The organism is Citrobacter sp. Cpo126, assembly GCF_030332445.1.
GTDB classification, from domain to species: Bacteria; Pseudomonadota; Gammaproteobacteria; order Enterobacterales; family Enterobacteriaceae; genus Citrobacter; species Citrobacter portucalensis.
In genome coordinates, this window is sequence record NZ_JAOWHT010000030.1 from 165,404 (window position 1) to 191,996 (window position 26,593).

At 52.7% G+C, this 26,593-nt stretch carries 27 protein-coding genes and 1 pseudogene; 22 read left to right on the forward strand and 6 right to left on the reverse strand.

Translation table 11 applies throughout. The features are described 5' to 3' along the window. Positions 1 to 18 precede the first annotated feature (18 nt). From OGY17_RS08710 to OGY17_RS08770, 13 genes and pseudogenes are all read left to right on the forward strand, one after another. Complete coding sequence (locus tag OGY17_RS08710) at positions 19 to 930, forward strand: hypothetical protein (RefSeq protein WP_286606927.1); 912 nt, start codon at positions 19 to 21, stop codon at positions 928 to 930. A 106-nt stretch (positions 931 to 1,036) separates the two neighbouring features. Then, a complete protein-coding gene (locus tag OGY17_RS08715) occupies positions 1,037 to 1,924 on the forward strand; it encodes a GTPase family protein (RefSeq protein ID WP_286606929.1) in 888 nt (295 codons plus the stop codon). 180 nt (positions 1,925 to 2,104) lie between these two features. Continuing rightward, complete coding sequence (locus tag OGY17_RS08720) at positions 2,105 to 2,257, forward strand: hypothetical protein (RefSeq protein WP_286606932.1); 153 nt, start codon at positions 2,105 to 2,107, stop codon at positions 2,255 to 2,257. Between the two features lie 135 nt (positions 2,258 to 2,392). Further along, the gene (locus tag OGY17_RS08725; RefSeq protein WP_286606934.1) at positions 2,393 to 2,830 is read left to right on the forward strand and encodes a hypothetical protein; all 438 of its coding nucleotides are present in this window, start codon (positions 2,393 to 2,395) and stop codon (positions 2,828 to 2,830) included. 8 nt (positions 2,831 to 2,838) lie between these two features. Further along, complete coding sequence (locus tag OGY17_RS08730) at positions 2,839 to 3,267, forward strand: hypothetical protein (protein WP_286606937.1); 429 nt, start codon at positions 2,839 to 2,841, stop codon at positions 3,265 to 3,267. Between the two features lie 80 nt (positions 3,268 to 3,347). Further along, positions 3,348 to 3,899: a DUF4234 domain-containing protein gene (locus tag OGY17_RS08735; protein ID WP_286606940.1), complete on the forward strand. Its 552-nt coding sequence runs from the start codon at positions 3,348 to 3,350 to the stop codon at positions 3,897 to 3,899. A 116-nt stretch (positions 3,900 to 4,015) separates the two neighbouring features. Then, positions 4,016 to 4,834, forward strand: a complete 819-nt coding sequence (locus OGY17_RS08740; protein WP_286606942.1) for a DUF932 domain-containing protein — start codon at positions 4,016 to 4,018, stop codon at positions 4,832 to 4,834. A 134-nt stretch (positions 4,835 to 4,968) separates the two neighbouring features. Beyond that, positions 4,969 to 5,433 carry an antirestriction protein gene (locus tag OGY17_RS08745; RefSeq protein ID WP_502872492.1) on the forward strand — a complete coding sequence of 155 codons (465 nt, stop codon included), beginning with the start codon at positions 4,969 to 4,971 and terminating at the stop codon, positions 5,431 to 5,433. Positions 5,434 to 5,444: 11 nt separating this feature from the next. Then, the gene (gene radC, locus OGY17_RS08750) at positions 5,445 to 5,924 is read left to right on the forward strand and encodes a RadC family protein (RefSeq protein WP_286606944.1); all 480 of its coding nucleotides are present in this window, start codon (positions 5,445 to 5,447) and stop codon (positions 5,922 to 5,924) included. A gap of 20 nt (positions 5,925 to 5,944) precedes the next feature. Beyond that, a pseudogene (locus OGY17_RS08755) lies at positions 5,945 to 6,162 on the forward strand (DUF987 family protein). A 22-nt stretch (positions 6,163 to 6,184) separates the two neighbouring features. Beyond that, on the forward strand, positions 6,185 to 6,535 hold the full coding sequence (locus tag OGY17_RS08760) for a type IV toxin-antitoxin system YeeU family antitoxin (protein WP_286606946.1): 351 nt from the start codon (positions 6,185 to 6,187) through the stop codon (positions 6,533 to 6,535). Positions 6,536 to 6,606: 71 nt separating this feature from the next. Beyond that, a complete protein-coding gene (locus tag OGY17_RS08765; protein WP_286606947.1) occupies positions 6,607 to 6,990 on the forward strand; it encodes a TA system toxin CbtA family protein in 384 nt (127 codons plus the stop codon). Continuing rightward, positions 6,987 to 7,190, forward strand: a complete 204-nt coding sequence (locus OGY17_RS08770) for a DUF5983 family protein (RefSeq protein WP_286606949.1) — start codon at positions 6,987 to 6,989, stop codon at positions 7,188 to 7,190. Before OGY17_RS08765 ends, OGY17_RS08770 begins: the two co-directional genes overlap by 4 nt. 227 nt (positions 7,191 to 7,417) lie before the next feature. Here OGY17_RS08770 and OGY17_RS08775 read toward each other — a convergent pair whose 3' ends face one another. The 5 genes from OGY17_RS08775 to OGY17_RS08795 form a co-directional block, all read right to left on the reverse strand. Next, the gene (locus tag OGY17_RS08775) at positions 7,418 to 8,290 is read right to left on the reverse strand and encodes a phosphorothioated DNA-binding restriction endonuclease (RefSeq protein ID WP_286606951.1); all 873 of its coding nucleotides are present in this window, start codon (positions 8,288 to 8,290) and stop codon (positions 7,418 to 7,420) included. Positions 8,291 to 8,789: 499 nt separating this feature from the next. Then, positions 8,790 to 10,046: an NAD(P)/FAD-dependent oxidoreductase gene (locus OGY17_RS08780; RefSeq protein ID WP_286606953.1), complete on the reverse strand. Its 1,257-nt coding sequence runs from the start codon at positions 10,044 to 10,046 to the stop codon at positions 8,790 to 8,792. Beyond that, positions 10,033 to 10,287, reverse strand: coding sequence for a (2Fe-2S)-binding protein (locus tag OGY17_RS08785; protein WP_008786074.1), 255 nt, complete (start codon positions 10,285 to 10,287; stop codon positions 10,033 to 10,035). Before OGY17_RS08785 ends, OGY17_RS08780 begins: the two co-directional genes overlap by 14 nt. Further along, a complete protein-coding gene (locus OGY17_RS08790) occupies positions 10,284 to 11,387 on the reverse strand; it encodes an NAD(P)/FAD-dependent oxidoreductase (RefSeq protein ID WP_286606955.1) in 1,104 nt (367 codons plus the stop codon). The genes OGY17_RS08785 and OGY17_RS08790 overlap by 4 nt, the downstream gene beginning before the upstream one ends. After that, a complete protein-coding gene (locus OGY17_RS08795) occupies positions 11,384 to 12,325 on the reverse strand; it encodes a 4-hydroxyproline epimerase (RefSeq protein ID WP_286606958.1) in 942 nt (313 codons plus the stop codon). Before OGY17_RS08795 ends, OGY17_RS08790 begins: the two co-directional genes overlap by 4 nt. A gap of 308 nt (positions 12,326 to 12,633) precedes the next feature. Here OGY17_RS08795 and OGY17_RS08800 point away from each other — a divergent pair, with 308 nt between their 5' ends. From OGY17_RS08800 to pdxY, 8 genes are all read left to right on the forward strand, one after another. Next, on the forward strand, positions 12,634 to 13,449 hold the full coding sequence (locus OGY17_RS08800; RefSeq protein ID WP_008786078.1) for an AraC family transcriptional regulator: 816 nt from the start codon (positions 12,634 to 12,636) through the stop codon (positions 13,447 to 13,449). A 138-nt stretch (positions 13,450 to 13,587) separates the two neighbouring features. Continuing rightward, complete coding sequence (locus OGY17_RS08805; protein ID WP_003830108.1) at positions 13,588 to 14,508, forward strand: dihydrodipicolinate synthase family protein; 921 nt, start codon at positions 13,588 to 13,590, stop codon at positions 14,506 to 14,508. 14 nt (positions 14,509 to 14,522) lie between these two features. Beyond that, positions 14,523 to 16,130: an aldehyde dehydrogenase (NADP(+)) gene (locus OGY17_RS08810; protein ID WP_286606987.1), complete on the forward strand. Its 1,608-nt coding sequence runs from the start codon at positions 14,523 to 14,525 to the stop codon at positions 16,128 to 16,130. 11 nt (positions 16,131 to 16,141) lie between these two features. Further along, on the forward strand, positions 16,142 to 17,743 hold the full coding sequence (locus tag OGY17_RS08815) for an APC family permease (protein ID WP_079934443.1): 1,602 nt from the start codon (positions 16,142 to 16,144) through the stop codon (positions 17,741 to 17,743). A gap of 11 nt (positions 17,744 to 17,754) precedes the next feature. Next, the gene (locus tag OGY17_RS08820; protein ID WP_128612191.1) at positions 17,755 to 18,765 is read left to right on the forward strand and encodes an Ldh family oxidoreductase; all 1,011 of its coding nucleotides are present in this window, start codon (positions 17,755 to 17,757) and stop codon (positions 18,763 to 18,765) included. A gap of 810 nt (positions 18,766 to 19,575) precedes the next feature. Continuing rightward, on the forward strand, positions 19,576 to 20,946 hold the full coding sequence (locus OGY17_RS08825; protein WP_016155590.1) for a tyrosine phenol-lyase: 1,371 nt from the start codon (positions 19,576 to 19,578) through the stop codon (positions 20,944 to 20,946). Positions 20,947 to 21,135: 189 nt separating this feature from the next. Then, complete coding sequence (locus tag OGY17_RS08830) at positions 21,136 to 22,401, forward strand: aromatic amino acid transporter (RefSeq protein ID WP_003830097.1); 1,266 nt, start codon at positions 21,136 to 21,138, stop codon at positions 22,399 to 22,401. 11 nt (positions 22,402 to 22,412) lie between these two features. Continuing rightward, on the forward strand, positions 22,413 to 23,270 hold the full coding sequence (gene pdxY, locus OGY17_RS08835; protein WP_167820394.1) for a pyridoxal kinase PdxY: 858 nt from the start codon (positions 22,413 to 22,415) through the stop codon (positions 23,268 to 23,270). Positions 23,271 to 23,729: 459 nt separating this feature from the next. Here the strand turns inward: pdxY and OGY17_RS08840 are convergent, their stop codons facing one another. Then, complete coding sequence (locus OGY17_RS08840) at positions 23,730 to 25,283, reverse strand: L-lactate permease (protein ID WP_057068974.1); 1,554 nt, start codon at positions 25,281 to 25,283, stop codon at positions 23,730 to 23,732. A gap of 581 nt (positions 25,284 to 25,864) precedes the next feature. Between OGY17_RS08840 and OGY17_RS08845 the strand changes: the two genes are divergently transcribed. After that, positions 25,865 to 26,584, forward strand: coding sequence for a (Fe-S)-binding protein (locus OGY17_RS08845; RefSeq protein WP_001102107.1), 720 nt, complete (start codon positions 25,865 to 25,867; stop codon positions 26,582 to 26,584). Positions 26,585 to 26,593: the final 9 nt, after the last annotated feature.

Sequence of the window (26,593 nt, forward strand, 5' to 3'; positions counted from 1 at the left end):
AACAATGAGGGTCTCATCGTGGAGTTTGAAATCAAAAATATCAGGGAAGGGATATTTCTTCTTACTTACCTTGGAGAATATGATGCTGCTCATCACTTTGCTCTCTCCGAAGATGCTGAGTTAAAAAATATAAAGAAAAAAATTAATGAAGCATTCTCAGATATTGAAGAAGGGCGAGGAAAGAATCGTATTCATAAAAAATACATCAACAACTTAAAAGAAACACTGGTGGATGAAGCAGATATTCAGTGGGTTAAAAAAAGTCATCAAGCCAGTGTGTTTTTATGGATGTGGCTAGCCTGCGTCTCAGAACAATGTCAGAAAAGCAATAAAAAATTCCATCCTGGGATTACAAGAGAGTTAACCTCAATATTGCAGGAAATAGAATTTGGTCTGTTTTCACGCACTGAATGGCCGATAAAAACCCCACACACTGATAAGCAATATTATCTTTCATCGTTATATGCATTGGATCTTTCCTCTGGTAGTTACAGTGAAAAAAGACACCTTGTTAATGCCATATCCGATGAATATAAAAAATCGACCCCAGAAATCGAACGGGATTTTTCCTGGTTATCTAATGCCACGGAAAGTCAGTTATATTGGGTGCTTAATCAATTTATGAAAGAACGCAGCATGAATTCGTTCCTTCATTATCTTGATCAAACAAATGAAGACAACCTGCACATCCTGCCTTACATTTATTATTTTTGGGGTAAAGATGATGCAGAAAAGAAACTCTGGCTAATCCGACTAAAGAAAAACTACGCCAACATGAAACACAGGGAGAAAGTGAAAGATAAGGCACCGGTTAATATTCGGATATCGCCAGCGGCTAAAAAAAAGCTAATCAGACTTGAGAAAAAATTTAACAGAAACAGATCAGAAGTTATCGAACATTTGATTGAACAAGCATGGGCAGAAAAATAGCAGTTTTAATTAAATTTTATTTATATATTACAATATTGAATAACAGCATATCTCGTTCACCAGGCCATCCTTCGGGGTGGCCTGTTTTGTTTCTGAGGAGTTATAAATGAAGCAACTATCCGGATATCAGATTGTCCGCCGCCATTTACGCCGCTATCCTCGTACATTACGCCACACGCTGATTAAGGAACTCAGCCAGCTTATTACTTATGAACCTGTCATTGGTATTATGGGAAAAACTGGTGCAGGTAAATCATCGCTCTGTAATGCCCTGTTCCGCAGTGAAGTTTGCGCGGTCAACGCCGTCGAAGCCTGCACCCGTGAGCCGCAATGTGTTCGTCTGCGGTTCGGTCAGCATTATCTCACGTTGGTCGACTTACCGGGCGTGGGCGAGAGTCAGAGCCGGGATAACGAATACCGCGAACTCTATCGGGAGCAACTCCCGAAGCTGGATATGGTGCTGTGGGTATTGAAAGCCGATGACAGGGCCTTCTCGATAGAAGAGCAGTTTTATCAGGCAATCCTGGTGCAGTGCGGAATCACCATGCCGCCGGTGCTCTGGATACTCAATCAGGTGGATAAAGTGGAGCCTTCTGAACGGTGGAACTGGCGTTCCGCGACACCATCTGGTACTCAGCTTGAGAATATCAGACGAAAGCAGCAGGTCGTTGCCGGTCAGTTGGGATTACAGGATGACGTGATTATCCCTGTGTCCGTAAAAGGGCGTTATCATCTGGCCCACATCGTGGAGCAGATGATAAATCGCCTCCCAAAGCAGGCACGCAGCCCGCTGCTGCCCCACCTGCATCAGTCCTATCACTCAACCCCCATACAGGAAACCGCCCGCAACGGTTTTGGAGACGCCGTCGTCGATACACTTGACCGCGTTATTGACAGTGCACCATTGCCACAGATTGCCCGTCAGGCATTACAGGCTGTGACGCATACCGTCGCTCATATTGCCCGCAGCGTGTGGTCCTTCTTCTTCGATTAGTTTTTCACGTCCAACGATAAATATTTTTGTTTATTAATGATCGATTTTGTCGATCGTTCCGATCTGTTTTATTCATTATCCCTTCATTCAATCGGGTTATAAACTTGAGATGAAATGCTGCTATCTGATTGAAATACAACAGATATGGATGCACACATCCAAATATTATGAGGAGATGACATGCTACTGGTTTTGTTATGGATTTTTCTGGCCGTCGTGCTGGGTTTTCTGGCTAAGGGGGCCGGAAGGTCATTCTGGGGGTGGTTCATTCTGGCGATGATAATTGACCCGATTCTTGCCGGGCTGCTCTTCTTTCTCATCGTCAGAGACTGAGGGGTTCTATGGCATTTCCGCACCGACTGGCCCGGAAAATCTTCCGCTGCTTAATCATCAACGTTCTGCTCACGATATTCATCGTGTTCGCCATGATTTTCCTCGTCGATACCTTTGCCCCATAGGGAATTAAATATGAAGAAACTGACCCTGCCTGCACTAGCACTTCTGGCTCTCTCATCCGCACCGGCTATAGCCGACAAAGACTGGGGATATGCCAGCGGGGAGTATTACTACACGATTAACCGGAACAGTACATTCTCCATGGATGACACGCCCGGATATGAATATATCCAGGTTCAGACAAATGAGAGAAACAAGAAGACCTGCCAGACGCCGGAGGCTGACAACGTCACACTGACGCTGAATGAACACCCGGTCCAGGGGGAGCGCCATATATGGCAGAAAAAAGGCGAATGCCAGATATCACTGATTATTCGGGGTAAAACCACTCAGCAATGGCTGGTGAATTATCTGCGCGAACAGGGGCATGTCGTCACGCTCACTGATATTACCGGAGATTTTAAAATCAGCGGGCGTGGCTTTAAAGAGTTCTGGGACGCTAATCAGTGAGGTGAATAATGAAAAGTTTAATAAATGTGGTGTTGAGTGCCGCGATATTGCCCCTGGCAGTCCCTGCGGTTGCCGCCACCATCACAACCCAGGTCAGTATCCCTGACAGCACCTATACGCTGGCCAGTACCGTAAACGGGGACGGTCTGTGGTGCAATGGCTGCGGCGGAAAACAAGGCTGGGTCCATATCGACAGTGATGAAATGATGACGCTGGGCGCTGGAACGTCTGTCGCAGCCTCCGGGGGCAAATTCGCTATTCTGCATACCGATATGGGCATGTCCTGCCCGGCGGGCAATATCGCTGTCCTGAACCTTGAAACCGGAAAATACGTCGGCCCCGAAATTGATGAATGTAATGATGAAAAAGTCGATTACAAAATCGGTAACGGTAAATGGTGGGTGAAAGTCCGAAACCATATGTACTCAGGGAAATAATGTCGTCCTGCCTGACTGAATATCTTCTCTTATTTCTTCGACTTCCCCTTCGGGAAACCTCAACCTTTTAAGGATAAAACGTGTCTGCCATTACCGACCTCAGCGCTCGACTGAACACAAAAACGCTGAATTTTGTATTACTCTCCTTCGTCACCTTCGGTATCTATCCACTGATGTGGCTCTACCGAAAACAAAGCATCATCTTCGACACCACGAAGGTTTCGTTTTCCTCTGACCTTTACGTGCTGTGGATAGCCATCTGCTACGGTATTTCGCGCCAGCTCAGTGTAATGGGCACCACCGACCCGGAGCTCTATGGCTATGACCCGACTATGGATGCCATTGCCATGCTCGGCGGTGTGCTGTCCATTGCCAGCGCTGTGATGTACATCATCTGGGCCTTTAAAGCCCGCACGGCTCTGCAGAGCTATGTGCTGAACACCTTTAAGTTCGAACTGAAGATGAATGTGTTCTACGTCATTATCTTCAATGTCTTTTATATCACTTACTGCATCAACGCGATGCCGGAGGCTTTTGCTAAACACAAAATTATTCAGGGTGGCTTAACCGCTTCTCCTGCTGAAGCCACTTTACCGGCAGGGAATAACCCGGCCGACACCGACCCGAAATAACCGCGCGGTAACTTTCGCTGTCATTACATAATCCCGCCATTCCCTGATACCCCCTCTGAAGCCCTGCTCGTATGAGCAGGGTTTTTTCGTATATGTCATCCATAAAGGTAAATCCCATGAAATTAGCCAGCCGCTTTGGTCGCGTTAATCTGATCCGCCGCGACCGCCCCTTAACCCATGACGAACTGATGCAGCATACCCCCAGCGTGTTCGGAGAAGAGAAGCATGCCTCCCGCAGCGAGCGGTATGCTTATATCCCCACCATTACCCTGCTGGAGAGTCTGCAGCGCGAAGGTTTTCAGCCCTTCTTTGCCTGCCAGACTCGCGTCCGTGACCAGAGCCGTCGGGAGCACACAAAACATATGCTACGCCTGCGCCGTGCCGGGCAAATCACCGGTCAACAGGTCCCGGAAATTATTCTGCTCAACTCGCATGACGGCTCCAGCAGTTATCAGATGCTGCCGGGGCTGTTCCGCAGCGTCTGCTGCAACGGCCTGGTCTGCGGGACGTCATTGGGTGAAGTGCGGGTACCCCATAAAGGAAATGTGGTGGAGAAAGTCATTGAAGGCGCTTATGAAGTGCTCGGGGTATTTGACCGGGTGGAGGAGAAGCGAGATGCCATGCAGTCTCTGTTGCTGCCCCCTCCGGCGCAGCAGGCGCTGGCTAAAGCGGCCCTGACGTACCGTTTTGGTGAGGAGCATCAACCCGTCACTGAATCTCAGGTACTGAGTGCCCGCCGCTGGCAGGATGAACAGAATGACCTGTGGAGCGTCTTTAACCGGCTTCAGGAAAACCTGAGTAAAGGTGGTCTGTCCGGCCGTTCAGCACAGGGGAAACGCAGCCGGACTAGAGCAGTAAACGGTATCGACGGCGACATTAAGCTGAATCGCGCATTATGGGTTATTGCTGAAGAACTGCAGCAGGCGCTGACCTGAAGTGGATGACATCCAGTCTTCTGTCTGGACGATGTAACCGCCAATAACCCATCAGTCCCCCCCGAAGCCAGCCTCTCATCTGTATGGCCCCGTTCAGTGGGGCCTCAATGATTATCTTTCATAAGGAAAAAACCATGAGTAAAACCACCTGCCTGCACATGCTTGCCGATACTGACAACTCGGTTCTTATCACCGCCACTTCACTGCCTGATGCACAGCGGCTCCATTTCTGGCCGCTGCACTTTGGCGGTATCCCGCAGTGGATACTGCTGGAGCCGCGCATCTTCGGATGGATGGACCGGTTTTGTGAGAGTTACAGCGGTGGCATCTGGCGTTTTTACACACTCAGCAATGGCGGAGCCTTTATGGCCCCCGAGCCGGGTGATGAGAACGATGAACGATGGACACTGTTCAACGCCATGAACGGCAACAGCAGTGAAATAAGCCCCATGGCTGCAGGTATCACCGTTTGTCTGCTGGAATACAGCCATCATGCCTGCCGTACGGAATGTGATGCCATGACGGCGCATTATTGCCGCCTGCGGGACTATGCCCTGAATCACCCCGAATGCAGTTCCATTATGCACCTCATCGATTGAAGGGGATGACCATGAAACAGCAACTACCGCTGTTTGCCTGTGAATTACCTGCTTCTGCACAGCGAACCATCCTGGAAGCGCTGACTCTACTGGAGAGACAGTTACGTGAACCTGGCGCGGCCTTTACTTCCAGTCACGCCGTTCGCGACTGGCTACGCCTGCAGCTTGCCCCAATGGATCGCGAGGCATTCACCGTCCTGTGGCTGGACAATCAGCACCGGCTTATTGCCGATGACATGCTGTTCCTCGGAACCATCAACAGCATAAGTGTGCATCCACGCGAAGTGGTGAAGGCTGGCCTGAAACATAACGCTGCAGCGGCCGTACTCGCACATAATCACCCCTCTGGGCATGCAGAGCCCAGTGATGCCGACAGACGACTCACGGAGCGTCTTAAGCAGGCACTGGACCTGGTGGATATCCGCCTGCTGGACCACCTGGTGGTCGGCAGAATGGATATCGTCTCATTTGCCGAGCGGGGTTGGCTGTGACCTCAGAGGAAATCAATAGTATGAAAATTATCAGCAAACGCCAGGCGATGGCTATATACCGCCAGTACCCTGGATCCCGGCTGTTTCCTGTACTGGAAAATATTACTGGTCAGGCAGCGTCTGCCACTACTACGGATGGGAAGTTCTCGATATCAGCGGTGTGCTGGCCGTCTTTGCTAAACGCCGGCAGGACCGTAACGGCCCGTACATCGTCCTTCGCAGTATCACCCTCAACTAATCACAAGAAAAGGAACATTGATATGAAAAAAGACACCGGCAGTAAAGCCACAGATACTCTGCAATGGGGACTGAAATGCAACATCACGCCGCATTTCGGCGCGCGTCTGGTACAGGAGGGAAGCCGCCTACATTACCTGGCCGACCGCGCCAACATAACCGGGGTATTCAGTGAGGCAGATTTACGTCATCTCGATCAGGCTTTTCCGCTGTTGATGAAGCAACTGGAGTTGATGCTGACCAGCGGTGAACTTAATCCCCGTCACCAGCACACCGTTACCCTGTATGCGAAAGGGCTGACCTGCAATGCCGATACACTGGGCTCTTGTGGTTATGTTTATCTGTCTGTGTACCCAACGCTTCACACCAGATAACTATTTCAACGTCTTCCTTTAATCCGGCACTTCATTCACTTCCCTATTTTCGAAATAAGAGAATACCCACGATGCAGACAAAACTCATAACTCCGTTGAGGGCGGCGCGGACCTGCCTGACTCCCGTAGCCATCTGGCAGACTTTGCTGAAACATTTACTGGGGCAGCACTATGGCCTTCAACTAAACGATACGCCATTTGGCGATGATGGTGTGATTCAAAAACATATCGACGCCGGAATTAACTTAGTTGATGCCCTGAATTTTATTGTCGAAAAATATGAACTGGTTCGCACAGATCGCCCGGTGTTTACCATCCAGGAGCGCTCATCCTTTATTACCGACGTAGATATTCTAAGAGCCAGAAAGGTAACCGGTCTGAGCATGGGACGCGGTTACAAAATAATAAGCCGTATTACTCAAGGTAAAGGCTCCGCTCAGGAGAATGAACAATGAAAATATCTCTTAATGTTGAAGCCGACAGCGTCTGTGCCATGGCCCTCAATATGGGTAGAATTGTCGTTGAGCTTGACGGTATTGTACTCACTGAGCTGATTGATGCCGTCAATTGCAATGGCTACTCACTTTGTATTGGTAGTGAACCCAGAGCCATCATCGCTGGGACCTCTGAGCTCAGGCGGGATGAACACTTGTGACCCGCATAATTTAAATATCACATAGAGCACTATTCTTTCAGACGGAGTGTGCTCTTCTTTATGGGGAACCTGAACTCAGCTAGAGGAAGGGAGTGTTTGCCCCGATTCGAGTCCCAAAAGCAACGAATTAATGTGTTGGTATCGATGTTGGTATATCTATTTTTTGTTTTTTTTAAAATTATATAATTTATGAGGTTAGTGCTTATGTGCGAGTCCGGCCTTCGCACTCACCCTCTAAACACCTCCTTCCTGTGCCACTCCACAAAACCTTCTTTTGGATAATTCTCGCGCATCATCGGTAGAGCAATCTCCTTCCCGTCGAAATCCCAGAATAGTCTGCCCACCATGCCGCTGCCATTTACTGCGGGTGACACCTGAACTCGCATACTCTCATCCAGCCCAATCGAACCTTTATCAAAGGCTTTATGATGAATTGCACACAGCGCCAGGCCGTTTGAAATCTCGCACGGGCCGCCGTGCTGTTTCCATTTGATATGGGCGGCTTCCAGGGCAACCGAAGTTCTGTCGTGGCGCATATTGAAGCCACAAATGGCGCATTCATAGTTATAGGCACGCAGAACCTGCTGGCGGAACAACGGGTCCCGCTGTTTGCGGATTTGCAGGATATCAAACCCCAGTTCATCCGCGATCTCTTCCTGGATGCTTTCGGTGAAGTGAGCTTCGAGAATTTGCTGTGCCAGGGTGTTAATGAGGTTTTTGCTCTTTTTCAGCAGGGCAAAATGCTGTTCATCAAAACCTCCGGCAACGTTATGCGTCACCAGTTCTCCGGCGGGGGGCTGTTTGCTGCTGCCGGATGTTGAGCAATGCTCGGCGTTTTGTAGTTCCCAGAACTCATCTCCCTGTAAGCGCCAGAAGGGCATATCGGGGCGGTACTGCGCGCGCTGTGGCCCAAATCGCTCCAGCAGGCTATGCAACGAGTCGCGAACTTCCGACCCGTAGTCAAACAGGCGACCGTGACCCTGCTGATACCCCGCCAGCACGTGAAGCAGCAGTAGGGGCTTGTGCGGCGCGCGTTGTTCGCCTTTACGCCAGATGGTGATGTCAGCAATTGCCTGTTGCAGGGATTTACTGGAAGTCATTGATTTCATTTTCGGGTAAATAATTGCGATGATGCTCGCAAAATATCACTTAATCAAGCGTTGCTGTGTCTATTACGGCCAACACTAAAAATAATATTCATTATCGAATTCGCAGATTAAATAAAACACTTTTTTCGCCATATTATTTTTAAGTTATTCATGCTTATTCATAGGGGGTGGTATAAAAATAAACCTTGCTTTAGTAAGTGTTATTTTTCTAACTATACGAAAAGGAAAGGTTGTTTCCTTGGGTGTTATGCTGGTTTCTGCTTGTTAATAAAAGCAATATCGGTAGTTTGAAGTGTTGGGTTTATCATATTTTAAACATGCATTACATTCCCTTTATATTTTTGAATGTTTGGCAGAAATAGGACGCTCGGTTCCCAATACACAGAGCGAAATAGATACGGGTGAAGATAAAAATTATTCCCTTTGACGAAACGGTCTACGGATGCACCACATCAAAAAAGGCGCCAGTGGGCGCCTTTAAACCTGACCATCACCCCTCTGGCTTTGCGAGATGGATAAGCGTGTCGACACGCGCGGGGGAGAGCGGTTCGCGCGGCTGCGGCAGCGGCCAGCCGTACAGCCAGCGGGCACTGGTGGCGCAGACTTTTCCCTGGCAGGCCCCCATTCCACAGCGTGATGCGAGCTTTGCCGCTTGCCAGCTTTCGGCGTTTTGCACGTCGCCACAACGAATATCTTCACACCGGCAAAGCAGCGTATCTGCGGTGGTCGCGGCTTTTAGCGACTCCGGCAATGCAAAAGTCGTATGCAGCGCCTGGGCAAAACGCTGCCAGCGGGCGCGCGCGGAGATGGCGCTTTGGGCTTTTTGCGGACAATTTGCGGCGGCGTAGCCGGCAATTTCTCCCTCGGCTAACGCCAGCTCGCTGCCGCCAAAGCCGGTGCATTCTCCTGCCGCATAGATATCCTGCACGCTGGTGCGTTGATCCGCATCGACCCAAATAGCCTGATTTTCTGTTTTGCAGCCAAAGATTGCGCCAGGTTCTGTATTCGGTACCAGCCCATAGCCAATGGCCAGCCTGTCGCAGGCGATCTCCCGGGTTTGTCCCTGGTGGCGCACGGTCACTGACTGCAGACAGGTATCACCCTGCGCTTGGATGACCTGGCTTGCCGGATGATAGCGGGCTGGAAAGAGCTCGCCGAACTGACGCAATTTTTCAGGCCAGCGCCATAGCCCGGTTGCGAAACGGGCCAGTGCGGTCATCGGTGCCTGTTCGATGATGGCAACAATATTCCCGCCAGCGCGTTTCACCGTACTGGCGACCGCCAGCAGAAGAGGACCGCTGCCTGCAATGACCACGCGTTCCCCCTTGAGTTGCAGGCCATGTTTTATCTGCGCCTGCAGGCCTCCGGCCCCCGTCACATTGGGTAGTGTCCAGCCAGGAAAAGGCAGCGAGAGTTCTCTGGCGCCGCAGCATAAAATCAGCCGCTGCCAGCGGATTTCGCCGCAGTCGTCTGCGGTTTCGAAGACTACGGAATGTGGGTTGGGGCGGGCAATCAGCCGGGCACCGCTCAGCAGCGTAATGTGGGGATGTTCAGCTACCGCCTGACGAAGCCGCCTGGCGTGCCGGGGGAGCGAGACCTGCGGCCCGTCGCGCCAGATTTGCCCGCCGGGGCGCGGGTTGTCATCAAGGATTATCACTGATTTTCCACAGCGTGCGGCAGCCAGTGCCGCCGACAACCCGGCTGGCCCTGCGCCAAGGATCAGGATCTCACAGTCAACGCTTTGCATGATGGCTCCTTTCAATCACCATTTCGGGCTGGCATTCCGTCTGGCAGGCCAGTACCCGGTGCCCGTTCACCGTGACGCGGCACTCCTGACAAACTCCCATTCCGCAGAAGGGCGCGCGCAGTTGACCACTCACCGAACGACGGGTCACGCCGTTGCCCACCAGGGCCAGTGCTGCGGCAATACTCATTCCGACGGGAACCTCACAGCTCTGGCCGTCGATAATCACGTTCAGGGTCGTCATGCGATGGCCTCCTGCTTGTGCAGGCGAGCGGGAAGCCAGGCATCCGGGGATACCGCCGGGCGCTCGCCAAGGATCTGGGCGCAAAGTAACTCGGCGGTTGCTGGCGCGGTTGTGACGCCGAGTCCTTCATGTCCCAGCGCCAGCCAGATACCCGGACGCGCAGGATGTGGGCCAATCAGCGGGTTACCGTCAGCCGATGCCGCGCGAAAACCGCTCCAGCAACGGATGATATTTAGCGTCTCCAGAGAGGGTAAAAAATGGCGCGCGCGCGCCAGCATCTGTGCCAGCAGGGGGAGGTCAACCTCGCGGTCGGTGTTATCAAACTGGCGGGAGGAGCCAATCAGCAACTGTCCGGTGGGGCGTGGCTGAATGTTAAATGCCACTGAGGTGCCGCCCGCATGGGCGCTGGCACCGTATCCCAACTCTACCAGCTGGTGGCTGAGCAAGGGGCCGTAGCGGTCGGTGATCGCCAACTGACCTTTTTTGGGTCTGAGCCAGTTTTCACCCAGCAGCGTGTTGGCACCCAGACCGCTGGCGATGACGATGGCGCGCGCGCGCAGTCGTTTGCCGCTGTGTAGGGTGACGTAAGGGGCATCAACAGTGAGGGCGCTATCCCGAAGGTGCGTTAGATCGGCATCGTTAATAAACCAGCGGGCGACGTTTGGGGCGTAAACTATCCCGTCGCCGGGGACCCACAGCCCGCCAGTGAGTCCGGTGGTGAGCAGCGGTTCGCGCGCGGCAAGCCGATCGCGGGTCTGCATTTCACTGACAACCTGGTATTGTGCCATTCGTTGTTTCTTTTCTTCTGCCAGCGCAAGCTCTTGCGGCGTTTCCGCCAGCCACAGCGTGCCGCATCCGCGCCAGGCACAGCTTTCCGGCATCCGGGGTGTCAGTTTGCGCCAGCTCTCCAGAGACCAGGCGGAGAGTGCGAGCTCCGCAGGATCGTCATCCATGCACACCAGGTGACCCATACCCGCCGCCGTCGCGCCCGCATTGCCGTCATCGACCAGCGTGACTCGCTGTCCGCGAGCGGCAAGTTGCCAGGCGCAGGCGGCCCCGATAATCCCGGCACCGATAACGATGACGTCACTTTCGATCACAGCGAGATCCCCCAGCAGAACGGATCTTCAGGATTGAGGATCAGCTTGTTATCACCACAGACCCATGCCTCTCCGCGGATTGTTGGGACGATCTTGTCGCCATGCGGCACGAAATGCGCCGTAAATTCGCTGCCGATGATGCTCGCCTGCCGCCAGGATTCTCCGGATTTGAGTTTTCCGTCCTCTGCCAGACAGGCCAGCTTAGCGCTGGTGCCGGTGCCGCAGGGCGATCGATCCCAGGCTTTTCCGGGGCAGAGTACAAAGCTGCGGCTGTCCGCGCGATCATCTTCTGCAAACAGTTCGATGTGATCGATAATGCCGTTATGTTCGCCACGGATGCCTGCACGATCTAACCCTTCACGGATTGCCCATGCGTACTCCGTCAATTCAGGGATCTTTTCCGGCGAGACCGCGAACGGATGATCGTTGACGAGGAAGAACCAGTTGCCGCCCCAGGCGATATCACCCGTTACCGTACCGTGGATGGTTTCAACCTGTACCTGCTTACGCCAGCGGTAGGCCGGCACGTTTTCGACCGAGACGCTGCCGTCTTCGTGCAGCGTGGCGGTCACATCGCCCACCGGCGTTTCAATCAGATGTTTACCGGGTTGAATGCGCCCAAGCCATGCCAGCGAGGCAATCAGCCCGATGGTGCCGTGACCGCACATGTTCAGAAAGCCGCAGTTGTTAAAGAAGATGACTCCCGCCGTGGCTTGTGGCGAAACTGGCTCACAGAGCAATGCACCGACCAGAACGTCGTTACCGCGCGGCTCAAGAATAATGGCTTTACGCCAGTCGTCGTAGTCGCGGGAAAAGCGCTCGCGACGCTCGCTCATGTTCCCCGTTCCCAGATCCGGAAAGCCGTCGATGACCAGGCGAGTGGGTTCACCGCCGGTGTGAGAATCAATCACTCTCAGTTCACTGTACTGTGCTGTCATAGGATCTCCGGGAAGTTAATATTTTGTTGCTAAATGCTGACGCAAGCTTTGCGTTCCTGCTTGATCGCTTTCGTCACCGCAAATGACGAAATCAGCATAATGGCCGCTGTCATCGTTAAGGCGATATCATATTTATTTGTTATTAATCATTTTGTTAGTGGTGTGGTAAACCAAAAAAGGCAACCGCGCCAGTGGCTGGAAAAGGGGAAATTATAAATCTACGGCAGGATCGCAAAACGCAGTAAGGATGCTTGCTGAGTTAACAAAAAGTTAATAAATATTCAGATCACTAATCGGGAGGAAGCGTGATGTCCTGTGTGATTAATGATGTGCGGGCCCCGTCGCCGGTGCCTGAAGTGGCTGAACTTAGCCAGATATGTGAGGGGTTGGCGCGTCAGCGTCCGGACAATATCCAGACGTTGCTCCATGCGATGGCATTGATTGCGCCGCTGCTCAATGCTATTCCGAATGTGGTCTTTTTTATCAAAGATGTGCAGGCCCGCTATTTGATGGTCAATATGACCCTGGCACGACGCTGCGGGTTTAAGACGGTGGTTTCTCTGCTGGGTAAAACCTCTGCCGATGTTTTCCCTTCAGCGCTTGGGCTAGGCTATACCGAGCAGGATATGCGGGTGCTGCGCGAAGGGGTAACGTTGCGTGATCAGCTGGAAATGCATCTCTACAACGGTCGTGAACGCGGCTGGTGTTTGACCCAGAAGCTGGCGCTGCGGGATGCGCAGGGCCAGGTCATCGGTATGGCGGGGATTTCACATGATCTGCAGGAAGCGCAGGCGCGTCACCCGGCGTGGCAGCGACTGGCGATCGTCGACGATCATATCCGCAACCATTATCACCGTCCCATCGCGATGGAAGAACTAACCGCCCTGAGTGGCATGTCGGTGGCGCAAATTGAGCGCTACTGTAAGCGTATTTTTCATCTCACTCCGCGCCAGATGATCCACAAAGTTCGGCTGGAAAAAGCCACCGAACTGCTGGCGGGCGATACGCCGATTACCGATATTGCGTTGCAGTGCGGTTATACCGATCACAGCGCGTTTAGCCGCCAGTTTAAGGCGATGACGGGCTCTACGCCGCGTGATTTTCGCATTACGCTTGCCGGGTAAGACACACTCACTGTGCTAATTTCGTCATCAAAGAGGAAGAAAACCACCAAGCAGTCGGTCGCCTGAAACGTCAATCTGTCAGTGAATATTCACCATTCATTCACTTTAAATTAACAAATTGACGACAAGGAACCGAACATGAGCAAGAAAGCCATTCACTGGAGCGGTGTATTCCCGGCAGTCAGCACCCAGTTTCGTAGCGATTATTCCCTGGATCTGGATGCCACCCATACGGTGATGAAAAATCTGGTCAAGGATGGTGTTTCTGGCCTGGTGGTGTGCGGCAGCGTGGGGGAGAACACTTCTCTGACCACGCAGGAAAAGCTGCAGATCATCGAAGTAGCGAAAGATGCAGCGGGCGGTCAGATCCCAGTCATTGCGGGGGTGGCCGAATTCACCACTGCGTTTGCACAGAAGATGGCGAAAGAGGCAGAGCGCGTGGGCGTCGACGGTATTATGGTGATGCCTGCGCTGGTGTATTCCTCAAAACCGCATGAAACAGCGGCCCACTTCCGCAGTGTGGCTACGGCTACCGACCTGCCTATCATGGTGTACAACAACCCGCCGATTTACAAAAACGACGTGACGCCGGATATCCTGGCGACGCTTGCCGACTGCGACAACATCGTCTGCTTCAAAGACTCCTCCGGCGATACCCGCCGTTTTATCGACCTGCGTAACTCTGTTGGCGACCGCTTTGTGCTGTTCGCTGGGCTGGATGATGTGGTGGTCGAGAGCATTGCCGTTGGGGCGGAAGGCTGGATCTCCGGAATGTCGAACGCCTTCCCGCGTGAAGGGGAGACGTTGTTCCGCCTGGCGAAACAACAGCGTTATGAGGAAGCGATGGCGCTTTACCGCTGGTTTATGCCGTTGCTGCATCTGGATGCGCGCCCGGATCTGGTGCAGTGCATCAAGCTCTGTGAAGAATTGCTGGGGCGTGGCAGCGCCATTACCCGTCCACCGCGTCTGGCGCTGGAAGGGGATACCCGTGCGCAAGTGGTGGCGATTGTTGAGAAGGCGCTGGCGACCCGTCCACAGCTGCCGGATGTCGGCCTTTAAGTAAAGGAGTGATGATGACGCTACCTCTCTCTGTTTCGGGTCAGCATTTTATCGCCGGACGCCGCGTGGCAAGCGGTGAGGCGACGCTGCCAAGCCTGCGTGCCGCTGACGGCAAGCTGACCGGATACCATTTTTACCCGGCCTCTCGTGAGGAGGCCGCCGCCGCGGCGGAGGCGGCTGACCAGGCGTTTCCTGTCTATTCACAGACAGCGCCAGACGTGCGTGCCCGCTTTCTCGACACCCTTGCCGACGAGCTGGATTTGCTCTGCGAGGATTTTTTCGCCATAGCCCACCAGGAAACGGCACTGCCGCTGGCGCGGTTACAGGGAGAGCGCACCCGTACCAGTAATCAGCTGCGCATGTTTGCCGGGGTGCTGCGTCGGGGCGATGCCTTTGGCGTACGCATTGATACCGCACTCCCTGACCGCCAGCCCCTGCCACGTCCGGATCTGCGTCAGTATCTGACCGCGCTTGGCCCGGTGGCGGTGTTCGGGGCCAGCAATTTTCCGCTGGCCTTTTCTACGGCGGGAGGCGATACCGCATCCGCGCTGGCGGCGGGTTGTCCGGTGGTGGTGAAAGCCCATCCCGGACATATGGCGACGGCGGAATTGACTGCCCAGGCGATTGTGCGTGCGGTCGCGGCATCTGGCCTGCCTGCGGGCGTTTTTAACATGATTTTCGGCACCGATATTGGCGCGGATCTGGTTCGCCATCCGGCGATTCAGGCGGTGGGTTTTACCGGTTCGCTGCGCGGTGGCAAGGCGCTCTGGCAGCTGGCGCAGCAGCGTCCGCAGCCGATCCCCGTCTTTGCGGAAATGTCGGCCATTAACCCGCTGATTATTCTGCCGCAGGCTGTCGCCACGCGGGCAGAAACGCTGGCCAATGAGCTGGTGTCCTCTTTCACTTTGGGATGTGGACAGTTTTGTACCAAGCCGGGGCTGATCCTTGTCTTACGCGGCGAGGGTATGTCCCGTTTCACGCAGGCGCTGAAGGTCGCGGTTGACCAGGCACCGGCACAGATCATGCTGAATGCCCCGACGCTTGCCCATTATGAAGAGGGTGTCAGCGCGCTTGAGGCACATCCACATATTCAGCGTCTGGCAGGGTCTGATGAATCGGTTATCGGCCGCGCGCAGGCCCGGTTGTATCAGGCTCCGGCTTCGCTGCTGCTGGCACAGGATCCGCTGCTACAGCAGGAGGTGTTTGGCCCGCTGGCGGTGTTGGTCGAGGTGGCCGATGAGGCGGAGTTGCAGTCCATTTTGCGCGTGATTCCGGGCCAACTGACGGCTACTGTGCACGCCGAATCTGATGATGGGCCGCTGGCACAGCGCCTGCTGCCAGCCCTCACTGAAAAAGCGGGACGCGTTTTGTTTAACGGTTATCCGACCGGGGTCGAGGTCTGTGATGCCATGGTGCACGGCGGTCCGTGGCCTGCCACCACCGATGCTCGCGGTACCTCGGTAGGGACGCAATCCATCGACCGTTTTTTACGCCCGGTATGCCTGCAAAATGTGCCTGCCGCGCTGCTTCCGCCTGCTGTCCAGGATGACAACCCTCTGAACCTGCTGCGCCTGATTAACGGGCAGTGGACCCGGGAAGCCATTTCCCCCTCTGTTGACTGAAGGGCATGACCATGACGATTCACTCTACGCACCAAACACAGGCCCGCGTTGCTGAGGTGGGTAAATTTAAAAAGCAGCTAACGCTAACCGACCTGACGTTTATTGGGCTTGGGGCTATCTTCGGTTCCGGCTGGCTGTTTGCCGCAAGCCATGTGGCATCGATTGCCGGACCTGCGGGCATTGCCTCGTGGGTCATCGGTGGGATTGCCGTTCTGCTGTTAGGGATTGTCTATTGTGAGCTGGGCGCGGCACTGCCTCGTGCCGGGGGGATTATCCGTTATCCGGTCTTTTCCCACGGTGAGTTGATGGGGTATCTGCTTGGATTTATTACGCTGATTGCGTTTTCAAGCCTCATCTCCATAGAGATTGTTGCTGCACGGCAGTATGCGGCAGCATGGTTCCCGATGCTGACTCAAACTGGTTCAAGCGACCCAACGTTGCTGGGATGGGTAGTGCAGTTTTTGCTGCTGTGTTTGTTCTTCGGGCTGAATTACTACAGTGTAAAAACGTTTGCCCGTTCCAATAACATCATCAGTATTCTGAAATTTTTGGTGCCGTTGGCGGTCGTTGTGACGCTCTTTACCTTTTTCAAACCTGAGAACCTGCACGTTCAGGGAATTGCACCCTTTGGTATGTCGGGCGTTGAGGCTGCGATTAGCGCCGGTGGGATCATCTTCGCCTACCTGGGGTTGACGCCAATTATTTCTGTGGCGAGTGAAGTAAAGAATCCGCAGCGTACCATCCCGGTGGCGCTTATTTTATCCGTGGTGCTGTCGACGATTATTTACGTGCTGTTGCAGTTGGCATTTCTTGGCAGTATTCCGACCGAAATGCTGGGTGGCGGCTGGGCGGAGATCAGCAAGCAATTCTCGCTGCCGTACCGGGATATCGCCATTACGCTCGGTATGGGCTGGCTGGCGTTTATGGTGGTGTGCGACGCGATTGTCTCCCCAAGTGGTACCGGCAATATCTACATGAACGCCACGCCGCGCGTGATTTATGGTTGGGCGAAAGCAGGCACCTTTTTTAAGACGTTTACCCACATCGATAAAGAGTCTGGCATTCCGCGTCCGGCGCTGTGGCTGACCTTTGCATTGTCTATCTTCTGGACATTGCCGTTCCCGTCATGGGAACAGCTGATAAGCGTGGTGTCGGCGGCGCTGGTACTGAGCTACGCCATTGCCCCGGTCACGGCGGCGGGGCTACGTCGTAATGCACCGGATTTGCCGCGCCCATTCCGCGTGCGTGCCTTCGGGATTATCGGTCCGGTGTCGTTTGTGATTTCGGCGCTGATTGTATTCTGGTCTGGCTGGGGCACGCTGTCATGGCTGCTGGGTCTGCAGATTGTGATGTTTGTCGTCTATGTGCTTTGCAAATCAAAAGTGCCGGTACACACCGTAAGTCTGGCGCAGCAGGTGAAATCGTCTCTGTGGCTTATCGCCTTCTACGCGCTGATTATGCTCTTCTCCTGGCTGGGTAGTTTTGGGGGCACAGGGGTGATTGGTCATCCGTGGGATACGGTGGTGGTAGCGGTGATGTCGCTGGGAATTTACTACTGGGGTGAGCGAACCTGTCTGCCGCGGGCTAACTTTACCGGTGATGAAGAAGAGTAAAGGAGTCGGTCATGGAGATGGTAAACCTCTCGTTAACAGAGGCTTATGCGCTGGCATATAAGGTGCTGCGCGGGAACGGATTCAGTGAAGCGCATGCCGTGGCGATCGCGACAAACGTGACCCACGGTGAGCGTGATGGCTGTGCCTCGCATGGTTTGTGGCGGTTGCTAGGGATTGTGGAGACGCGACGTAAAGGAAAGGTGTCACCTGACGCTGAGCCGGTTATCACCGATACCGCGCCGGCCATTGTGAAGGTGGACGCCGGTGGGGCATTTTCCCTGCTGGCATTCGAGCGCGCGCTTCCACTGCTGATAGAAAAGGCGCGCCACAGCGGTATTGCAGCCCTGGCGATTAACCGCTGTGTGCACTTTTCGGCGCTGTTTGCCGACGTTGAGCCGCTCACGGAGGCGGGGCTGGTGGCGCTGGCGACGACGCCCAGCCATGCGTGGGTTGCTCCCGCAGGCGGGACGCAGCCGCTTTTTGGCACTAACCCGATAGCATTTGGCTGGCCGCGTGAAGAAAAACCCCCGTTTATCTTCGACATGGCCACCAGTGCGGCGGCACGGGGAGAGATCCAACTCCATCAACGGGCGGGAAAAGCGGTGCCGGAAGGGTGGGGGATTGACGGTGACGGTCAGGCCACCACCGACGCGCAGGCGATCCTCGACGGTGCGATGTTGACGTTTGGCGGGCATAAAGGGTCTGCACTGGCGGCAATGGTGGAACTGCTTGCCGGACCGCTCATCGGCGATATGACCAGCGCGGAATCGCTGGCGTGGGATAAGGGGGCTGGTGGGTTGCCCTATGGTGGCGAGCTGATTCTGGCCCTGGACCCGGCCCGCTTTCTGGGACGGGAGGCTCCGCAGCATCTGGCACGTGCCGAGAGACTCTTTGCCGATATGCAGCGGCAAGGAGCGCGTTTGCCGGGCGAGCGTCGCTATCATTCCCGTATGCGTACAACTCGTGACGGTGTAGAAATAACCCATTCGCTGTTCAAGGATATATCCGCGTTAGTGAAATAATTATCGCGAGAACAGGAGGGATGATGTCCCTCCTGTTATACGTTTATATGAATAGTTACTGTGATTAGCGATGCGCAGGTGTTGGCGCACCTTCGTATCGCGCTAATAAAACCCCTGTAAATTCCCCCAGTGATCTTCGGTAAGCCCAGATGTAAATAAGATGAAATAAGCGCGAATAGCATGCTTTTGGAATAAATAGAAAACGCCTTCACCCCAATAAATCCGGTATTATTCATCGCATTTATTCATTATCTTTCACGCGCCTGAATATCCCCACGCTCCAGAAAACAACGCCTGTCGGCATCAGACCAAAAATGCGATCTAACTCACTGAAGCAAATAGCAAACTCTGAAACAACGCTTAATTGTACAATTTGCTTTACACTTTTAGTGATGTGAATCACAAATATAAACCCGCGAAGTGATCCGACTCTCACAAATTGGGGTGTACTCATTGAGCAATACATTATGAGAACAGCCTGGAAAGTTAAGTTTTCAGTATTTTCCCTCTCCAGTGACATGCAACGGTGAAGGGCAAATCAACACGCAAAAAAAACTCGTTGAATATGAACGGGTAAAAAAATGACGTGTGATTTGCATCACTCACATTTACAGCTTTTTAAATTATTGCCAGTGATTAATGTTGACCGGGCTATTTCCATAATCAATCAAATCTTGCATAGTGCCTCCACATTATTTCTCCCCCTGGCTCAGGAGGCGAATAGTTATATTTCATCAGACTTTATTGATGAACCAGGTATGATTTACTTCACATTAATACGTACATGACCACTGTTACTGGAGAAACAAAATGAATTATCCGGCAGAACCCTTCCGTATTAAAAGCGTTGAAACTGTATCTATGATCCCGCGTGATGAGCGCCTTAAGAAAATGCAGGAAGCGGGTTACAATACTTTCCTGTTAAATTCGAAAGATATTTATATTGACCTGCTGACCGACAGTGGCACCAACGCAATGAGCGACAAGCAGTGGGCCGGAATGATGATGGGTGATGAAGCGTACGCGGGCAGCGAAAACTTCTATCATCTGGAAAGAACCGTGCAGGAACTGTTCGGCTTTAAACATATTGTTCCGACTCACCAGGGCCGCGGCGCAGAAAACCTGTTATCGCAACTGGCTATTAAACCAGGGCAATATGTTGCCGGGAATATGTATTTCACTACCACTCGTTATCACCAGGAAAAAAATGGTGCGGTGTTTGTCGATATCGTTCGTGACGAAGCGCACGATGCCGGTCTGAATATTGCGTTTAAAGGTGATATCGATCTTAAAAAATTACAAAAACTGATTGATGAAAAAGGCGCAGAGAATATTGCGTATATCTGCCTGGCGGTGACGGTTAACCTCGCAGGCGGGCAGCCGGTCTCGATGGCGAACATGCGTGCGGTGCGTGAACTGACGGCAGCGCACGGCATTAAAGTGTTCTACGACGCTACCCGCTGCGTGGAAAACGCCTACTTTATCAAAGAGCAAGAGCAGGGCTTTGAGAACAAGAGCATCGCCGAGATCGTGCATGAGATGTTCAGCTACGCCGACGGTTGTACCATGAGTGGTAAAAAAGACTGTCTGGTGAACATCGGTGGCTTCCTGTGCATGAACGATGACGAAATGTTCTCTTCTGCCAAAGAGTTAGTCGTGGTTTACGAAGGTATGCCATCTTACGGCGGCCTGGCCGGACGCGACATGGAAGCCATGGCGATTGGCCTGCGCGAAGCCATGCAGTACGAGTACATCGAGCACCGCGTGAAGCAGGTTCGCTACCTGGGCGATAAGCTGAAAGCCGCTGGCGTACCGATTGTTGAACCGGTAGGTGGTCACGCGGTATTCCTCGATGCGCGTCGCTTCTGCGAGCATCTGACGCAGGACGAGTTCCCGGCACAAAGTCTGGCCGCCAGCATCTATGTGGAAACCGGCGTGCGCAGTATGGAGCGCGGAATTATCTCTGCGGGCCGTAATAACGTGACCGGTGAACACCACAGACCGAAACTGGAAACCGTGCGTCTGACTATTCCACGCCGTGTTTATACCTACGCACATATGGATGTCGTGGCTGACGGTATTATTAAACTTTACCAGCACAAAGAAGATATTCGCGGGCTGAAGTTTATTTACGAGCCGAAGCAGTTGCGTTTCTTTACTGCACGCTTTGATTACATCTAAAAAATAGTTATGGCCCCATCACGTGATGGGGCTTTTTTGTATTCCTTTTCCATGAACAGGAAGCCTTTGCGGTGCCCGTTACCGTGACATAACTAAAAAAAGTAAACCCTGACTCCGACATTTTTATTATCCGCATGATGTACAAATGACAGCTGTAATTATAACGAATAGTCTACAGGAACATTTATCATGGATATTAATGCCATTGAGCGACAGAGTAGTACCCCCGGACTGATTAGCGGAACCATGTTGGTTATCGCGACCGTAGTGGGTGGCGGGATGTTCTCCCTGCCGATTGCGATGGCCGGCGTATGGTTCCCCGGTGCGTCTGTTATTCTTCTGTTTATCGCCATCATGATGTTATTAACCGGTCTGATGCTGGTTGAAGTCAACCTGCATTATGGCGCCGGTGCCAGTTTTAATACCTTTACTCAGGATTTATTAGGTCGTAAGTGGAATATCGTTGTCGGTATCGCTTTCGGCTTTGTGCTGTATATTCTGACCTATGCCTATATTTCCGGATCGTCAGCGGTGATGGCGCAAACCGTGTTCAAATACAGCGGCGTGCGTTTTCCGGCGAATATCTCGGTGGTGATCGTCAGTATGCTGGTCGGCGCGATTGCCTGGTACAGCTCCTTGCTGGTCGGACGCATCACTACCGTGTTGATTATCGGTAAGTTTATCGCGTTCTTTGCTACTTTCTCCGGGCTGGTTGGTCATATTGAAGTGGCGAAACTTGTCGACAGCGTGGCGGTGGCGCTGCCCAACTCACAGTACCTGCCTTACATTCTGATGACGCTGCCGTTCTGTATTATCTCGTTTGGTTTTCACGGTAACGTGCCGAGCCTGGTCAAGCTGTATGGCAAGAGTGGGGTCCCGAATATCACGCGTTCGATTATCATCGGTACGCTGTTTGCCCTGCTGCTGTATATCTTCTGGCTGGGCGTCACGATGGGTAACATCAGCCGTTCCGCGTTCCCGCCAATTATCGCCAAAGGCGGCAATATCGACGTGTTTGTTGAGGCCATCAGCGAGCTGTTCACCAGCCGGTATATGGATCTGATCCTGACCTTCTTCGGCAACTTCGCAGTAGCCAGTTCTCTGCTGGCGGCGACGCTTGGCTTGTTCGATTATATCGCCGACCTGTTTCACTTCCCGGATGACGGCATGGGCCGCCTGAAAACCGCGCTGGTGACCTACTTCCCGCCAGCCGCCGTGTGCTTCTTCTTCCCGAACGGTTTTGTGCACGCGATTGGCTATGCCGGTCTGGCCTTTACCATCTGGAGCGTGATCCTGCCGCCGTTCCTGGTGAAAGCCGCGCGGAAACGTTTTCCGACCGCCAGCTATACCGCGCCCTGTAATAACACCGTGCTTAACCTGGTGATTGTCTGTGGGGCGGTTGTCTATCTGACGGTTGTTCTGGACGTATTTGGTCTGCTGCCAACGTTTCGTTAGACGGAGTCAAAATGAAAAACGTGTTGTCTGTTCAGTCGTCAGTCGTTTATGGCTATGCAGGAAATAAAGCCGCTGTGCTGCCGATGCAGCTTTCGGGGATCGATGTCTGGCCGTTTTACACCGTACAGTTTTCCAACCACACCCAGTACGGGATGTGGCAGGGCATGACGATGCCGCACGGCGAGCTGAGCGCCATCATCAGCGGGCTGGATGACCTGCAAAAGCTGGCGCAATGCGACGCCGTGCTGTCCGGGTATCTCGGGGATAAACGCCATTGTGAAGAGGTGAAGCACGCGGTCACCACCATTCGTCAGCGTAATCCGCAGGCGCTCTATTTTTGCGATCCGGTGATGGGCGATCCGCAAAAAGGCTGCATTGTCGCGCAGGGCGTAGAGTCCTTTTTTGTCGATGATGCCATTCAACTGGCCGACATGATGGGACCGAATCTCTATGAGCTGGGCGTGCTGACGGGCAGACAACTGCGTGGTTTTGACGAGGTGGTGGAAGCTGCGCAGCAGCTGGTGTCGTGGGGTGTGAAGAAGGTGCTGGTGAAGCATCTCGGCGACTGTTCGCGGGACAAACAGGTGTTTGAAATGCTGCTGGTGACGCCGGAACAGACGTTACACATTGCCCGGCCGCTGTATACCTTTGCCAAAATGCCGGTGGGCGTTGGGGATCTGATTTGCAGCGTGATGCTGGCTTCACTGCTCAATGGTTATGAGGACAAGCAGGCGCTGGAGCGGACCACCAGTGTCGTCGATGCTGTGATGCGACTGACAAAAGAGCATGATTCGTATGAACTGCGGCTGATAGATGCGCGTCACCAGATAATGGATCCGCAAATTCGCTATCGGGCAGCGGTATTGTAGCGCCACGAGGGGGCTCTATGTTTCTGACATTGCTGCGGCTTCAGCATCCTCTGGTCTACCGTTTCGCGTGGCTTCGTCTGTGGGTGGCGGTGTTAAGAGCATGCGGTCTGCGTAAGAGGAAGGGGTGAGCATTTTACGCTGCTGTCGCTGCCGGATGCGGCTCGCGCCTTATCCGGCCTACAAATGAGTGTGAAATGTAGGCCTGATAAGCGAAGCGCCAGGTATTACACGCGGAAGTAGCGTGGTGGAATCAACGCGGAAAAGGCGTCGAACTTCTTCACCATCTTTTTCCAGAACAACATAACAACAATCCTCGATTTGAAACATCGGCGCTATTTTAGTCAGCGCCGACAAATCGTAAAGCCTGTCGCCTTGTTCCGTTCCTGGGACGGTGTAAACCTTTTTGGTCACTGTGTCGTCAAATACGATTGCCGCGAATTTGACGGGGTTGACAATGGCTTACGCCATAAACCAGTAATAAAAGAGACCGACTTTCAGGCCGAGGATCACAATGTAGGCGCAGCAGTATTTCATGGTGCCAGACATAATCTGGTTGGCCTGACCGTCCATTTTGGTGGCAGAAACCGCGATGGCGATGCTTTGCGGCGAAATCATTTTCCCCCCCGTAGCGCCAGAGGTATTGGCCGCCGCCAGCCAGTTAGGATCGATATGCAACTTGCTGGCAGCAATGGTTTGCAGCTTGCCGAACAGAATGTTCGAGTTGGTATCGCTGCCGGTAACGAACGTGCCCAGCGCGCCAATCACCGGGGCGAGGAAGACGTACGAGCTGCCGGTCAGATCGACAATCGACTGCGCCAGCGTGGAGATAATCCCGCTGAGGTCCATCACCGTGGCCAGCGCGACGATCGCCATAATTGCGACGATAGAGTTTTTAAGCTGGAAAATGGTTTTGATAAATACTTCCAGCATCCCGCGTGCGGACGCCCCCTGAATAAAACCGCCGATAATGGTCGCAAAGATGATCAGCATCCCTGGTGTGGTCACCCATTCAACTTTCAGTGCCATCGTTTTACCGTCAGCCAACGTGAAATGCAGCACCGAAGCCAGTTGGGACGCCGCGCCTTTTATTGTCGGGAACAGCGGCGAACACAGCAGGATAAACACAAAAATAAACAGATAGATAGAGCCCACGCGGAACAGCACTTTTGCCGAGCGCGGCGTGGTTTCGCGGGTATGGCTGACCTCAATGCGCCACTCGGGATCGGTTTTCCCTTTGCGCAGGCGACTGACCATCGCCACGGCAAACAGGCTGACCAGGCTACCGGCAAAAGCGGGTAATTCCGCGCCAAGATGGATGGCGACAAAATATTGCGGAATCAGCGTGGAAATGCCGCAAATCAACGTGATCAGAAATACGCCACGAATGGCTTTCAGGCCGCCGCCAATAATGCAGACAATCACAAACGGCAGCAGAATATTAAACAGCGCAAGCTGCAAAATAATGGTTCCGCCTAAGGTATAAACCGGCAGATTAACCTGTTCAGCCAGAATAGAAACCGGGATCCCGACCGCGCCGAATGCGGTGGGAACGGTATTCGCCACGAGAGAAGCAATCGCTGCTTTCAGCGGGTTGAATCCCAGCGCAATGAGAATGCCGATCGGAATAGCGACCGCCGTGCCATAGCCCGCTGCGGCTTCAAGAAATCCACCAAAACACCATGAAATCAGCAGCACCTGAATACGCTTATCTTCGCTAATGCTGGCGAGAATATCGCGCAAAATATCCAGTGCTTTGGTCGCTTGCATGACGTTATAACTGAAAATAGCGCCGAGGATCACAATCACGATCGGCCATAGTCCCTTCAGTGCGCCATAGCCTATCGCGGCTTTCAGATTTTGTACGGGCATTTCCCAGAATATTGCCGATAGTGCAGCGGTGAATACCAAAGAAATCAGTACGGAATAATGGATGGGCATTTTTAATTTCAGTATTAAAAATACCATAAGTAGTAAAGGAGAGAGTGCCAGGGCAAACATAAAATATTCGTTCATTGCTATTCCTGATTGGTTCATTAAACCTGATTTATATTTATGGCGGGAAGGCTACATTGCCGTGTAAATAAAATATGTAAACTGAATCGCTTCAGTGAATAAAGTAATTATGATTTGTGGTTTTGTAACTATTGTAATCTTTTAATTAAAATTCAATGCCAGATAAATATACTTAAGAGCAAGGTAAATACCCATAAGTGGTTATTTAATAACATTTTTAATAATGGTAGTGACGAAGGTAGTAATCATTCGAAACTATTTTATAAGGTGTTAATAACACTGTCGTTTTCAATATAAAAATGTGAGCAAGTCCGAAATAAATAAACATGGGTATTGCATATGCATGTTGATTAGGGGATTATTTGGTTTTGTCATACAAATGAAAATACAGACATTTGCGATTGTCCTGATATAAGAAGAAGAGAGTCGCTATCAAAGGAAAACGATCCGTGCATCATAATGAACCCAGACATTAGTAAAACAAGCAAATACAAAAACTGGGCGTGAAATACAGCTGAATCTTTGCTTGATATCGCGATATCAAGCGCAATAAACAGAAATGAAGCAATGGAGTAGTTATTGTGAATGTAAATTTCTTTGTTACCTGCATTGGTGACGCACTGAAATCACGGATGGCACGAGACTCCGTATTGCTGCTGGAAAAACTGGGTTGTCGCGTGAATTTCCCCGAGAAGCAAGGGTGTTGCGGTCAGCCAGCCATCAACAGCGGATACATCAAAGAGGCGATCCCCGGGATGAAAAACCTGATCGCCGCGCTGGAAGACAACGACGATCCGATTATCTCCCCGGCGGGCTCCTGCACCTACGCGGTAAAAAGCTACCCGACGTATCTGGCCGATGAACCGGAATGGGCGCTGCGTGCTGAGAAAGTTTCCGCGCGTATGCAGGATCTCACCTCCTTTATCGTCAACAAACTGGGCGTGGTGGACGTTGGTGCCAGCCTGCAGGGCCGCGCTGTGTATCATCCTTCCTGTAGCTTGACCCGCAAACTGGGAGTGAAGGAAGAGCCGCTTACGCTGCTGAAAAACGTGCGCGGACTGGAGCTGTTGACGTTTGCCGATCAGGATACCTGTTGCGGCTTTGGCGGGACGTTCTCGGTCAAGATGGCCGAGATATCCGGTGAGATGGTGAAAGAGAAAGTCTTACATCTGATGGATGCAAAGCCGGAATATTTGATTGGCGCAGACGTTAGCTGCCTGCTGAACATTGGCGGCCGACTGCAACGGGAAGGCCAGCCGGTCAAAGTGATGCATATTGCTGAAGTGCTGATGAGCCGCTGAGGGGAAAGA